An 11871-nucleotide genomic window follows, 5' to 3' on the forward strand; every position below is an offset into this window, starting at 1 on the left:
TCAGCTCCGGCGTGCAGCCGGGTCAGCCCCGGCGTGCGGCGGCGATGCGCTGCCTGGAGACCTCGTACAGCACGGCGGTCGCGGCGCCGGCCGCGTTGAGCGAACTCGCGGAGCCGGCCATCGGGATGCGCACCGTGTGATCGCACACCTCGCGCCAGCCCGCGCTCAGGCCTGCGGTCTCATTCCCGACGAGCAGCAGTACGGGCCCGGTCAGATCGGTGTCGAAGAGGTCGGCGTCGCCTTTTTCGTCCGTGCCGACGACCGCGACCGGCAGCCCGCGGGCCCGCTGCTCCTCCAGCCAGCTCACGACCTCACGCCGGGAGGGCACCCGTACGGCCGGAAGCGCGAAGAGCGAACCGGTGCTTGCCCGCACCGACTTGGGGTCGTATACGTCGGCGGCGTGACCGGTCACGATCACGCCCCCGGCGCCGAAGGCGTCCGCGGAGCGGATGACGGTGCCGAGGTTCCCGGGGCCGGCGGGACGGTCGAAGAGCACGCCGAGGAAGCCGTCGCTCACGCCGATGCGGGACAGATCGTCCTCGGGCATCCCGAGCACCGCCACGACCTCGGGGGCGGTCTCGTCCTTGCCGCCCAGTTCGGCGAGGAGTTCGGGCGCCATCGCGATCCGTTCCGCCGGCACCTCGCGTACCAGGTTCTCCGCCCAGCGGGACAGCGGCCGCCGGGTGGAGTGGATCAACGCCCGTACGGGCCAGCCGCGTTCGACGGCGATCGTGATGGGGCGGACTCCCTGGACGAGGAACTCCCCTGCGCGCTGCCGCTTGTTCCGGTTGGACAGCAGCGACTGCCACTGCTGGAAGCGGGCGTTGCGGGTGGTGATCTTCAAAACCACCGGACTTCCTCCCGCTCTTGACTTCGTGCCGCCGCGGCAGCCTACACGGCGTCGGGACGGTCACCGAATCTTCACAGTCCCGCTTATGGCACTCCAAAGTTACCGCTGCGTTAATTGACGTGGCTTCGTCAATGTGGCCTGCCTCACTCCCCACTGTCACCTGTGCACCACCCCCCGCATCAACACCCCCCACACAACACTCGTTACGCAGACCCCAAGAGGCGCCACAGGCATCAACGTCCCCCTCACCCCCACGAGGAGACGGCAGTGAAACTGTCCTGGAAGCACCCCGCCACCCCCGCGGTCGCCGCGGCGGCCGCGATCGTCATGACGGCGCTCCCACTCACGGCGTCGGGCGCCTCGGCGTCCGAGACCGCCGAGCCCGGATCTTCAGCGTCCGGTTCCTCCACATCGGACTCGGCGGACTCGGCGGACTCCAAGTCAGCCGGCAAGCCGGCAGCCCGGGCCTCGTCGTCGGAGGGCGGCTGGAACGACTACGACTGCAAGCCCTCGGAGGAACACCCGCGCCCCGTCGTGCTCGTGCACGGAACGGGCGGCAACGCGCTGGACAACTGGCTCGGCCTGGCGCCCTACTTGAAGAAGCGCGGCTACTGCGTCTTCTCCCTCGACTACGGCCAGTACAACGGCGTTCCGCTGCTCTACGGCCTCGGCCCGATCGAGGACTCCGCCGCACAGCTCGACACCTTCGTCGACAAGGTCCTGGAGGCGAGCGGCACCAACAAGGTCGACATCGTCGGCCATTCGCAGGGCGGCATGATGCCCCGCTACTACATGAAGTTCCTCGGCGGAGCCGACAAGGTGAACGCACTCGTCGGCATCGCGCCGAGCAACCACGGCACCACGCTGAGCGGGCTCACCAAGCTCGTCGACCTGCTGCCGCCGCTCGGCGACGTCGTCGACGGGCTCGCGCCGTCGCTGATGCAGCAGAAGGAGGGCTCGGAGTTCCTGGGCCGCCTGAACGAGGGCGGCGACACCCTGCCGGGCGTGAAGTACACGGTGATCGCGACGAAGTACGACGAGATCGTGACGCCCTACAAGTCGCAGTTCCTGAAGGGGCCGGACGTCAACAACGTCGTGCTCCAGGATCTGTGCCCGGCCGACATCTCCGAACATCTGGCGATCGGCCTCTTCGACAAGCTGGCGTTCCACGAGACGGCCAACGCCCTCGACCCCGCCAATGCCGAGCCGACGACCTGCACTTCATAGCCGGACAGCAGAAACAGGAGCAGGAACAGGAACAGGAGCAGGAACACGGACACCGGGGCCGCATCGCCGTTCGAGTACGGCGGCGCGGCCCCGGTGCCGTCACATCACCATTCGTAGAGCTTCTCCGCGTACGCGGGCCCGTAGTGCTCCTCCAGCAACTCCAGCGGGTCGTCCTGGCGTTCCAGCGCCTTGGACAGCTTCGCCCGCCCCGGGAGCGCCTCCGGCTCCCAGGTGCCCGGATTCCAGGCGGCGGAGCGCAGGAACGCCTTCGAGCAGTGGAAGTAGATCTCCTCGATCCGGACCACCAGCGCCAGCAGGGGCCGGTTCCGTCCGACCGTCATCTCGTCGAGGAAGGGCGCCTCGCGCACGATCCGTGCCGTGCCGTTGATGCGCAGCGTGTCGCCACGGCCGGGCAGCAGATGGATGAGGCCGACGTGCGGGTTCTGCAGGATGTTGCGGAACCCGTCGGCCCGTCTGTTGCCCGGCCGGTCGGGGATCGCGACCGTACGCTCGTCCAGCACCTTCACGAAGCCGGACGGGTCGCCCTTCGGCGACACGTCGCACGAACCGTCGCGGCCCGATGTGGCGATCAGACACAGCGGCGAGTGTGCAAGCCACTCCCGGTCCAGCGCGTGCAGCGTGCTCCGGACCTTCCGCGCCGCGTGCGGCGCGGGGTCGCCGAGCAGTTCTCGCAGCTCGGCCTCCGAGGTGACTTCCCGCGTCGCCGCCGGCGGCTCCACATGCTCCACCCTGCCTCACCTTCCCCGCAGGCCACGCACGTCCCGTCCCGGTCCTGCTCGTAACAGCATCCCATGCGCATTGTCAGCTGTTGCTGCGACGGCCGAGGTCACGGCGGCGGGCACCGAGGCAGACAAGTGCGGCGCCGACGACGAGGACGCCTGCTCCGGCGAGGGCGATGTTCGTCGTCGTGTCGTCGCCTCCGGTACGGGCGAGGCGGTCGCCCTGCCCGGAGCTCTTCACCTCGGGGGCGTTGTGCGAGGAGTGCCCGCCCTGGGCGCTCTTGGTGCCGGCGTGCGCACCGTGGGCGCCGTGCTCCCCGGCCGACGGGTTGCCGCGGCCGCCGTGCTCCACGGTCGACTTCGCGGCGCCGGCGGCGATCTCCGAGTCGCTCGGCGCTTCCGGACCGGCCTGTGAGGAGGGCTCCGCCCCGCTGCCGGAGGCGGCGGCCTTTCCGCCCCCGAAGGTGACGTCGGAGCAGGTGTAGAACGCCTCGGGGCTGTCGGAGCGCTGCCAGATGCTGTAGATCAGGTGGCGGCCGCTCCTCTTGGGCACATCACCCTTGAACTTGTACTCGCCGCCCTGCAGCTTGGGGTCCTTGACCTTGGCGAACGGCTTGGACTCCAGGTCCGACCACTTCAGCGGCTTGGACGGGTCGTAGCCGGCCTTCGTGATGTACAGCTCGAAGCTGCCCTTGTGCGGGGCCGTCGCCTTGTACGAGAAAGAGTGTTCGCCGGCGCTCATCTTCGAGGACGGCCAGTCCTTGCGCGGCAGGTCGAGGCCCTTGTACTTGGCGCGTCCCGCGCTGCACAGCTTTCCGTCCGGGATGATCTGCTCGTGCTTGCCCGCCGCGTCCGGGATGTTGACCTCGTTCCAGTCGTAGAGGGCCTGGGTCCCGCCTGCCTTCACGGCCGCCTTGCACGCGGCGGACTTCGCGTTCTCCGGCCCCTCCGCGAAGCAGGCGGAGACACGGCTGACGGGGTCGGTCATCGAACCGTGTGCCGCGGCCGGAACCGCAGCGGCCATGGAGAGCGCGATGGGCACGGCTCCGAGAGCGGATATGCGTGCGACCGTGCGACGAGCGGACATCTTGGGGCTCCTGGAAGTGGGGGGCGTACGGTGCCGCCTGCCCCGCGCGCCCCGGTGGTGCCAGGCGGGCCGGGCCGATGCGATGTGCAGCACGCTAGCGGCGCTCAACTGCCCGTTCGACGCCCGGAGGCCCCAACTGCCCATCCTTATGGTGGCGTTAAGGCAGGGGTAAGCAGGGGCTCAGGCGCGTACCCCGGGGGCGCATCGATGTGTGCCGTGCGTCCGTTTTCCTACTTCGATCCGGTTACATGCGTTTCTGTACAACTCAAGCCCGGTTTCAGGTGTCTAGCCTCTTGCCACAGCAATTGCGCCACAAGGGGGCCTCCAAATGCGACACACCAGGCTGCTCGTCATCGCCGTGCTCACCAGTGCGGGGCTCCTGACCACCGCGTCGGTGGCCACCGCCGCCGGGCCCGGAGCCACCGCTGCTTCTTCGCAGTCCTCGGCTGCCGCCGCGAGTTGCGGCGTCACGTGGGGGAGCCTGCCGAAGACGGGCACGGGCACGGGCGACCGTCCGCTCACCGACGTACGGACCGGGCGGCACGACTGCTTCGACCGCATGGTTCTCGACATCCGCCCGGGCATGCCCGCGGATCCCGCGGCCTACCAGGTCCGTTATGTCGACAAGTTCTACCAGGACGGCTCCGGCAACCACATCAAGATCAACGGGGGCGCGATCCTGGAGATCGTCGCGTCCGCGCCCAGCTACGACCCGGAGACCTACGAGGCGACGTACCCGGGCCGGGGCGGCAAGCCGCTGCCGGGTGTGAACCTCGAGGGGTACAAGACCTTCCGCGACGCCCGCTTCGGCGCCAGCTACGAGGGAACGACCCAGCTCGGCCTCGGAGTCAGGGCCCGGCTGCCCTTCCGCGTCCTCGAACTGAGCGACCGCATCGTCATCGACGTCGCCCACACCTGGGCGGCGCCGCGCTGACCGTCATGACTCCCGGCTGCCGGGCTGAACCGCCGTCCGGCAGCCGGGACTTCAACGCTCGTCCGGTGTGTCCCCGGTGCGTGCCGTGCCCCGCAGTACCCGCTGCCCGCCGGGCCGAATTCCGACGTCACCCCGGGCACCCCGTCTCAACCGCCGATCTGGACGGACCGCTTGGCCAGCCCGGCCCAGAACCCGTCGATGACCGTGCGCTGCCGCGCCAGTTCCGCCTCGCCCGCGCCGAGGGTGACGAAGAGCGGGGCGAAGTGCTCGCTTCGCGGGTGGGCCGTGCGCCCCGCGGGCGACTTGTGCGCGAAGTCGAGCAGCGCGTCGATGTCGCCGCGCTCCAGCGCCTCCCGCCCCCAGGCGTCGAACTCCCTTGACCAGCCGGGCGCTTCGTCCACGCCGGCGCCCCACCGCAGCTCGCTCAGATTGTGGGTGAAGAAGCCGCTGCCGACGATGAGGTAACCCTCGTCGCGCAGCGGGGCGAGCCTGCGCCCCAGCCGCAGCAGCTCCTCCGGTTCGAGAGTGGGCATGGACATCTGCAGCACCGGCACGTCGGCGTCCGGATACATCTCGACGAGCGGCACGTACGCCCCGTGGTCGAGGCCGCGGGCCGGTGCGTCGTGCACCTGGCCGCCACTCGCCGAGAGCAACTTCCGTACGCGTTCGGCGAGTCCGGGAGCGCCCGGTGCCGGATAGCGCACCTGGAAGTAGCGCTCCGGGAACCCCCAGAAGTCGTAGAGGAGCGGCACCGTACGCGTGGCGGAGAGGGTGACCGGAGCCGACTCCCAGTGCGCCGAGACCATAAGGATCGCCTTCGGCCGCGGCAACCGGGCGCTCCAGTCCGCCAGTTGGGAGGTCCACAGCTCGTCGTCGGCCAGCGGCGGTGCGCCGTGGCTGAGATAGAGCACGGGCATGCGGGCAGGTGGCGTCGTCCCCTCTGTGGCGCCGGTGGCCGTGGTGCCGGTGGTCATGATCGCTTCTGCCTTTCACGGGGGCGCGGCGGACGGTGCGAACACCGATACTGTTCAAACTCGAACTATCTGATCCCGACGCTACTCGATGATTCGAATTTGAACAACACCGTAGGATTGCCGCATGACCGATCCCGAATGGCTGGACGAACGCGAGATGGCTGCCTGGCAGGGCTTCCTCCAGGCGAGCAACCGGGTCGCCCAGCACCTCGAACAGCAGCTGAGGGAGGACAGCGGCCTGTCCCATCCGCAGTACGAGATCCTCGTCCGCCTCGGTGAGGCCCCGGGCGGAGAGATCCGTATGACGGAGCTGGCCAACGGGCTGGTCACCTCCAAGAGCGGCCTGACCTACCAGATCGGCCGGCTGGAGAGGCGCGGCCTTGTGCGCCGCCGCACCTGCGAGAGCGATGTGCGCGGGGTCTACGCCGTGCTCACCGGAGAGGGCAGACGTGCGCTGCGTGACGCGGCCCCGGGTCATGTCGCCGCCGTGCGGGAGGCGTTGATAGACGTACTCGACGGTGGAGAGCTGGAGCTGCTCGCCGAAGGGCTGGGGCGCGTGGCACGCCGCCTCGAGGGATCGGGCCGGCGGGACGACGGCCGGAGCGGCGGCGGGAACCCGGGATCTCAGGGGGCGTAGCAGCCATTTCCTCACCATTTACGCGAATGGGAAGTATGGGTGCGTATCCGTTGAGCCTCAGTCGTGATACGGAACCAACCCTGCTCTGTTTCGCGTGTGTTCTGCGACCAGGGGCAGATGCGGAGGACGGCCGAGGCACAATCGGAGGACAGGGCCGCAACGTGAGCACGATGAGTAACCCGAGTGGGGCGAGAAGGGGTGTGCGGTGAACCTGCTGGATGTGCTGTTGCTGCTCGCAGTGCTGGTCTTCTCCGTTTCCGGCTATCAGCGAGGCCTCGTTGCGGGGTTCGTCTCCCTCGCCGGCTTCGTCGGCGGCGCCGTCGTCGGTGTGTGGGCGCTGCCGTTCGTGCTGGACAAGGTGCATCCCGGCACCACGGAGGCCACCATCGTGGCGCTGCTCACCGTGCTCGTACCGGCGGCACTGGGCCAGGCGGTAGCAGCTCCGCTGGGGTGGCGGCTGCGTGACGCGTTGAGCTGGACGCCCGTGCGCTGGGCCGACGGCGCCGGGGGAGTGGCCGTCAACGCGATAGCGGTACTGGTTGTCGGCTGGGTCGCGGCGAGCGCCCTGTCCGTGTCGCCCTCACCCACGCTGAACGAGACGATCCGCAGCTCGGAAGTGCTCGGCACCGTCCAGGACCGGATGCCCGACCAGGCCGCCACCTGGTTCAACGACGCAACGGGAGCGCTCACGACAGCGGGATTCCCGCCGGTCTTCAACCCCTTCGAGCACGAACCGGGCACCTCCGTCGCCAAGCCCTCCGGCGACTCCGTCACCCCCGCCGCGACTCAGGCCGCAAAGCGCAGCTCGGTCAAGGTCGAGGGCGTGGCGGACGTCGACGGAAGCCCCCGCGGCCAGGAAGGCAGCGGCTTCGTCTACACGAACCAGCGTGTGATGACCAACGCGCACGTCGTCGCCGGCGTGGACGAACCGACCGTACGCGTCGGCGGAGTCGGCCCCCGCTTCGAGGCGAGGGTCGTGCACTTCGACCCGAAGACCGACGTCGCCGTACTCGCCGTGCCCGGACTGGAGGCACCCGCCCTGGACTTCGCGGGCAACGCGCCCCGCGGAGCGCCCGGCGTCGTGGCCGGCTATCCGGAGAACGGCAGCCTCGATCTGCGTGCGGCAGCAGTCGCACAGCGCGTCGAGGCGCGCGGGCAGGACATCTACGGCGACGACCTCAGTACCCGGGACATCTACGCCATCCGCTCCACCGTCCGCCCGGGCAACTCCGGCGGCCCGCTGCTGACGAAGGACGGAAAGGTCCTCGGAGTGATCTTCGCCCGCTCCACGAGCGACGCGGACACCGGTTACGCGCTCACCGCGGAACAGGTGCAGCAGCACGCACGCAAGGGTGCCGCCAGCAGCCGGCCCGTCGACACCGGCAACCGGTCGGCGCTCTGAGCCGACGCGTCGGCACTCCGGGCCGACGCCCGTTCACAGCGCCTTGGAGTAGCGCCACTCGGCCGCCGCCTGCACATAGCCGAGGCTCCTGTTGAGAGCCAGCATCGGCGCGTTCGTCGCGTCGTTGCCGGTGAAGGCCCGCGTGCGGCCCGCGGACCGCGAGCGGCGCAGCGAGTCGAGCTTGGCCAGCCGCGCCAGTCCGCGCCCGCGGTAGGTGCGCCGGGTGCCGGTCATGCCCGACCAGTAGCGCTCCCGTCCGTCCGTCTGCGCCACGGAGTACGAGGCCACCTCGCCGCCGACCAGGACGACCGAGCTCAGGCGGTGGTCGATGTCCGGGCGTTCCCAGTTCAGCCGCAGCCAGTCCTCGTACGGCACGAAGCCGTGGCGTACGTCGCCTGGTTCGTCCGCACAGCACTCCAAGTCCGCTTCGTACAGCGGACGCTGGTCGCCGGCGAAATCCCAGGCCGTACGGAGCTCGACGCCCTCGGGCAGCGGCTCGGGCAGCGCGGGAAGACCGGCACGCGCGAGGTCCAGCCCCAGAAAGCAGGCGCGCCGACCGCGTACGTAACCCCTGCGCTCGGCGAATCCGGGGGAGTTGCCGTCGTCCGGGACCCACGTCCAGGCACGGGCCGCCCCCAGCCCGGACAGGTATTCCTCCGCCTCGGCCGCCAGCGCGGCACCCGCGCCCAGCCCTCTTGCGTCCGGGCGCACAGCCGTGTGCAGATAGCCGTGACCCGGCTCGGTGCTGCTGATGAGCAGTCCCGTGTCCGCGCAGCCCACGACACGGCCGCCGGAGTCCCTCGCGACCAGCCAGCGGGTACGCCCCGACACGGGCCCGGACTCGGCCTCCCAGGTCACCGATTCGGCCGTGCACACCAGATACGGGACGGCCGCACGCCGCACCTCGGCCACTGCTCCGGCGTCACGCGGGCGGAAGGCTTCGACAGTGACCTTCGGCGTCATGATCCGGCACGCTACGCGGCCTCCTGTGGCGCCGCTCCTGATTTTCCCTCCCCTGAGGGAGAATCGGCACCGCACACGCGTATCCGCACGCGTCCCCGTCCACGAGAGAAACCGCGAACAGACCGGAGAACACGTGCCGTTGCAGATCACCATCGACCCTGCCGCGCCGGAGGCCCCGTACGAGCAGCTCCGCGCCCAGATCGCCGCCCGTGCGCGTGGCGGGGATCTGCCCACCGGCTACAAGCTGCCGACCGTGCGCGGGCTGGCAGTCGAGCTGGGGCTCGCGGCGAACACCGTCGCCAAGGCCTACCGGGTGCTTGAGTCGGACGGAGTCATCGAGACCAGGGGGCGGCACGGCACCTTCGTGGCGGCGGCGGGCGACGCGGCCGCAAGGGAGGCGTCCGAGGCGGCGCAGTCCTACGCGCACCGCGCGAAGAGGCTGGGCCTGGACCGCGATGCGGCGCGTGCCGCGGCCGAGGACGCGCTGCGCGCGGTGTACGGCTGACACGGACGTACGTCTGATGTGAGCGTACGGACCGGCGCCGGCCCGGCGGGAGCCGGCGGCCTCAACAGGCCTGTGACGCCGAAGAGTTCAAGGCCGAACCGGATTTCATTCCGCCGCGCTCGCTATGTCGGTGTGCCCGTCCGCGTGAGCAGCCTCGTGCGGGCTTCCATCAGCGCGAACCCCAGCAGGTTCTGCCCACGCCACTGGGAGGGGTCGCGCACCCGCTCGTCGTCCGCCGCGAGACCCACCCCCCACACCCGGTCCAGCGGGCTCGCCTCCACCAGCACGCGGCTGTTGGTGCCGAGCAGGAACTCGCGCAGCTCGCCGTGGTGCTCGAACTTCCGCAGGCTGCCCTCGACCACGATGGCGAAGCGCTCGCGCTCCCACACGCTCTGGTCGAAGCCGCGCACCGAGCGGCCTGCGGCCTTCGCCTGTTTGGGATGACGGGCGGCCACCGCGCGCCGCTCCGCTTCCTCGTCCCCGAACAGACGGGCCTTGCGGGCCATCATCCAGTGTTCGGCCGTGGCGTACTCGACGCCTTCCGCCTCGAAGGGGGCGTGCCACCACTGGCTCAGGCAGCCCTTGCCGATGCCGCCGTCCCGCCGCGGCCGATGGCCCCAGAAATAGAGGTACTTGAAGCGCTCACCGCTTGCGGTGCGCTCGGCGAGTTCAGCGACGTTATCGACCATGACGTGATTCTGGCAGCGCATGGCAGCATCGTTCGACTGTTTATCAGGTGCGGCGGCGGCGCGGTGGCGCCGCACCTGATGCCCCGTCAGCCCGTCAGTCACGTCTGCGCGTAGACCGCCTGCCCGCTCACAGGTAGAGGCCGGAGCCCTCGCGGTCGTGCTGCGCGGGAACCGCGGCCGGCGAGGTGCCCTTGCGGAGCGCGAACAGCTCGGCCAGGGTGGCGCCTTCGCGGCCGACGCCCTCGTCCGTACCGAGCCAGCCCACCGCCTCGGTGCGGCTGAGCGCGCCTACCTCGATACGGGCCAGACACCTGCCCGGCCTTACCACGGCGGGGTGCAGCCGCTCGAGGTCCTCGTTCGTGGTGACACCCACCAGCACGTTGCGGCCCTGGCCGAGCAGACCGTCCGTCAGGTTGAGCAGCCGGGAGAGGGCCTGGCCCGCGGCGTGCTTGGCTTCGCCGCGGATCAACTCGTCGCAGTCCTCCAGGAGAAGGAGCCGCCAGCGCTGCTCGTCGGAGTCGCTGTCGTCGGCGCCGATGGCGATGTCCATCAGATAGCCGATGTTGTTGAACAGATGCTCCGGGTCGAGAACGCAGTCCACCTGGCACCAGTCGCGCCACGAACGTGCGAGCGTGCGGAGCGCCGAGGTCTTTCCGGTGCCCGGCGGACCGTGGAGCAGCAGCAGGCGTCCGGAGATCTCGTCCGGGGTGACCTTCATCAGCCCGTCCATGGCGTCGGCCACCCGCGCCGTGTAGTTGGGACGCACCTCCTGCCAGGTGCCCGCGGTGATGGCACGAGTGGTGCGGCGCGGGCCGCGCATCGGCGAGTGATACCAGAAGCCCATGGAGACCTTGTCGGACTGGGGCTCCGGCTCGTCCTCGGCGTCCTTCACGGCCTCGTCCAGGCGCTTCTGGGCGAGTTCGCCGCTGACCGCCGTCACCGTGACGTCCGCGCCATGCGTCCAGCGTGAGACCAGGGCCGTCCAGCCCTCGCCCTCCGCCAGCACCGTGCTGCGGCCGTCGTCCTGCGCCTCGCGCAGCACCGTCGCCTCCGAAGGCAGCAGCGTGCGGCCCTTCTTGACCCGGTCGACGGAGTGACTGCGCGAGTAGGGCTGCTCCCCGTTGGTGAAGCGGCCCAGGAAGAGGGCGTCGATGATGTCGGACGGCGAGTCGGTGTCGTCGATGGTCAGGTACGGAGTAATCGCGTGCTCCGGACGGGTCGGAGAAGTCAGAATCTCACTCCTGTCGGTGGCGGCGGACTTGCGGGGCTGTGCGGACATGGCTCACATGATCCGGCATCGCGGGCCCCGGCGCACGCACGTTTCCGCCCGTCGGGCGGGACACGGGTACGTATCACAGGGCGTCCCGCATGTTCGTCAACGCGCCTGTGGGGCAGGTGAATCCTGTGACCGGGATACACGGGTGGAGCAGTCGGGCGTTAGGGTTGCTGTGCCCGGGCCTCGTGCCCTCGTACGGGTGGGGAGAGTCATGGAACAGATAACAATGAGCGGCAGGGCGCGAGTGCCTGCGATCAAATGCGGTACGGGCGCGACGAGTTCGCGCCTGGACCGGCATCTGGCTGTGCTCGCCGGCCCCGCCGTGCCGCAGGGTGAGACGGAAGAAGCGACTTCGCTGATGCGTGAGATCACCCGGCGAGATGCCGCGCGGAGCCGGACGGGAATCCGGGGCACGCGTGTCTCGCTGTTCGCGCCGCTGCGCAAACTGCGCCGCACGCTCTTCGGCGGTCGCGGCTGAAGCCTCCTTCCGCCAACAGACCTCCCTGCGCCTCGGGGCGGTGACCGGTTCGCCGGCCGCCGCCCCACGCTCATGTGTGCCGGGCGCCGCGAGCCCGCGAGCGGCCGTC

General features: G+C 70.0%; 13 protein-coding genes. 6 read left to right on the forward strand and 7 right to left on the reverse strand.

The features are described from left to right. Positions 1-22: 22 nt before the first annotated feature. Positions 23-850 carry a TrmH family RNA methyltransferase gene (locus tag ACSMXX_RS27030; protein WP_473181277.1) on the reverse strand — a complete coding sequence of 276 codons (828 nt, stop codon included), beginning with the start codon at positions 848-850 and terminating at the stop codon, positions 23-25. 327 nt (positions 851-1177) lie between these two features. On the opposite strand from ACSMXX_RS27030, the gene ACSMXX_RS27035 reads away from it, so the two are divergent. Beyond that, positions 1178-2077 carry an esterase/lipase family protein gene (locus ACSMXX_RS27035; protein WP_473184999.1) on the forward strand — a complete coding sequence of 300 codons (900 nt, stop codon included), beginning with the start codon at positions 1178-1180 and terminating at the stop codon, positions 2075-2077. Positions 2078-2181: 104 nt separating this feature from the next. On the opposite strand, the gene ACSMXX_RS27040 is transcribed toward ACSMXX_RS27035, so the two are convergent. Together ACSMXX_RS27040 and ACSMXX_RS27045 are read right to left on the reverse strand one after the other, a co-directional pair. Further along, positions 2182-2826, reverse strand: a complete 645-nt coding sequence (locus ACSMXX_RS27040) for a pyridoxamine 5'-phosphate oxidase family protein (protein ID WP_473181278.1) — start codon at positions 2824-2826, stop codon at positions 2182-2184. Between the two features lie 73 nt (positions 2827-2899). Continuing rightward, positions 2900-3904, reverse strand: a complete 1005-nt coding sequence (locus ACSMXX_RS27045) for a lytic polysaccharide monooxygenase auxiliary activity family 9 protein (RefSeq protein WP_473181279.1) — start codon at positions 3902-3904, stop codon at positions 2900-2902. A 328-nt stretch (positions 3905-4232) separates the two neighbouring features. On the opposite strand from ACSMXX_RS27045, the gene ACSMXX_RS27050 reads away from it, so the two are divergent. Continuing rightward, positions 4233-4838 (forward strand): AMIN-like domain-containing (lipo)protein, encoded by a 606-nt coding sequence (locus ACSMXX_RS27050; RefSeq protein ID WP_473181280.1) that lies wholly within the window; start codon positions 4233-4235, stop codon positions 4836-4838. Positions 4839-4984: 146 nt separating this feature from the next. On the opposite strand, the gene ACSMXX_RS27055 is transcribed toward ACSMXX_RS27050, so the two are convergent. Further along, positions 4985-5812, reverse strand: a complete 828-nt coding sequence (locus ACSMXX_RS27055) for a dioxygenase family protein (RefSeq protein WP_473181281.1) — start codon at positions 5810-5812, stop codon at positions 4985-4987. Positions 5813-5936: 124 nt separating this feature from the next. On the opposite strand from ACSMXX_RS27055, the gene ACSMXX_RS27060 reads away from it, so the two are divergent. Further along, positions 5937-6449, forward strand: a complete 513-nt coding sequence (locus tag ACSMXX_RS27060) for a MarR family winged helix-turn-helix transcriptional regulator (protein WP_473181282.1) — start codon at positions 5937-5939, stop codon at positions 6447-6449. 205 nt (positions 6450-6654) lie between these two features. Further along, positions 6655-7851 (forward strand): MarP family serine protease, encoded by a 1197-nt coding sequence (locus tag ACSMXX_RS27065; protein ID WP_473181283.1) that lies wholly within the window; start codon positions 6655-6657, stop codon positions 7849-7851. Positions 7852-7884: 33 nt separating this feature from the next. On the opposite strand, the gene ACSMXX_RS27070 is transcribed toward ACSMXX_RS27065, so the two are convergent. Then, positions 7885-8814, reverse strand: a complete 930-nt coding sequence (locus ACSMXX_RS27070) for a GNAT family N-acetyltransferase (RefSeq protein WP_473181284.1) — start codon at positions 8812-8814, stop codon at positions 7885-7887. Positions 8815-8947: 133 nt separating this feature from the next. On the opposite strand from ACSMXX_RS27070, the gene ACSMXX_RS27075 reads away from it, so the two are divergent. After that, a complete protein-coding gene (locus tag ACSMXX_RS27075; RefSeq protein WP_473181285.1) occupies positions 8948-9319 on the forward strand; it encodes a GntR family transcriptional regulator in 372 nt (123 codons plus the stop codon). A gap of 122 nt (positions 9320-9441) precedes the next feature. On the opposite strand, the gene ACSMXX_RS27080 is transcribed toward ACSMXX_RS27075, so the two are convergent. Together ACSMXX_RS27080 and ACSMXX_RS27085 are read right to left on the reverse strand one after the other, a co-directional pair. Next, the gene (locus ACSMXX_RS27080) at positions 9442-10008 is read right to left on the reverse strand and encodes an NADAR family protein (protein ID WP_473181286.1); all 567 of its coding nucleotides are present in this window, start codon (positions 10006-10008) and stop codon (positions 9442-9444) included. 127 nt (positions 10009-10135) lie between these two features. After that, entirely contained in the window at positions 10136-11287 is a 1152-nt protein-coding gene (locus ACSMXX_RS27085) for a DUF5925 domain-containing protein (RefSeq protein ID WP_473181287.1), read from the reverse strand. Positions 11288-11495: 208 nt separating this feature from the next. Here ACSMXX_RS27085 and ACSMXX_RS27090 point away from each other — a divergent pair, with 208 nt between their 5' ends. Then, complete coding sequence (locus ACSMXX_RS27090; protein WP_473181288.1) at positions 11496-11762, forward strand: hypothetical protein; 267 nt, start codon at positions 11496-11498, stop codon at positions 11760-11762. Positions 11763-11871: the final 109 nt, after the last annotated feature.

This window comes from Streptomyces sp. DSM 116795, assembly GCF_055792905.1.

Excerpts from the sequence above, each read along its gene's own strand:
- ACSMXX_RS27070 (WP_473181284.1), bottom strand. The coding sequence starts at position 8,814 with ATGACGCCGAAGGTCACTGTCGAAGCCTTCCGCCCGCGTGACGCCGGA.
- ACSMXX_RS27045 (WP_473181279.1), bottom strand. The coding sequence starts at position 3,904 with ATGTCCGCTCGTCGCACGGTCGCACGCATATCCGCTCTCGGAGCCGTG.
- ACSMXX_RS27090 (WP_473181288.1), top strand. The coding sequence starts at position 11,496 with ATGGAACAGATAACAATGAGCGGCAGGGCGCGAGTGCCTGCGATCAAA.
- ACSMXX_RS27035 (WP_473184999.1), top strand. The coding sequence starts at position 1,178 with ATGACGGCGCTCCCACTCACGGCGTCGGGCGCCTCGGCGTCCGAGACC.
- ACSMXX_RS27085 (WP_473181287.1), bottom strand. The coding sequence starts at position 11,287 with ATGTCCGCACAGCCCCGCAAGTCCGCCGCCACCGACAGGAGTGAGATT.
- ACSMXX_RS27055 (WP_473181281.1), bottom strand. The coding sequence starts at position 5,812 with ATGACCACCGGCACCACGGCCACCGGCGCCACAGAGGGGACGACGCCA.
- ACSMXX_RS27050 (WP_473181280.1), top strand. The coding sequence starts at position 4,233 with ATGCGACACACCAGGCTGCTCGTCATCGCCGTGCTCACCAGTGCGGGG.
- ACSMXX_RS27060 (WP_473181282.1), top strand. The coding sequence starts at position 5,937 with ATGACCGATCCCGAATGGCTGGACGAACGCGAGATGGCTGCCTGGCAG.
- ACSMXX_RS27080 (WP_473181286.1), bottom strand. The coding sequence starts at position 10,008 with ATGGTCGATAACGTCGCTGAACTCGCCGAGCGCACCGCAAGCGGTGAG.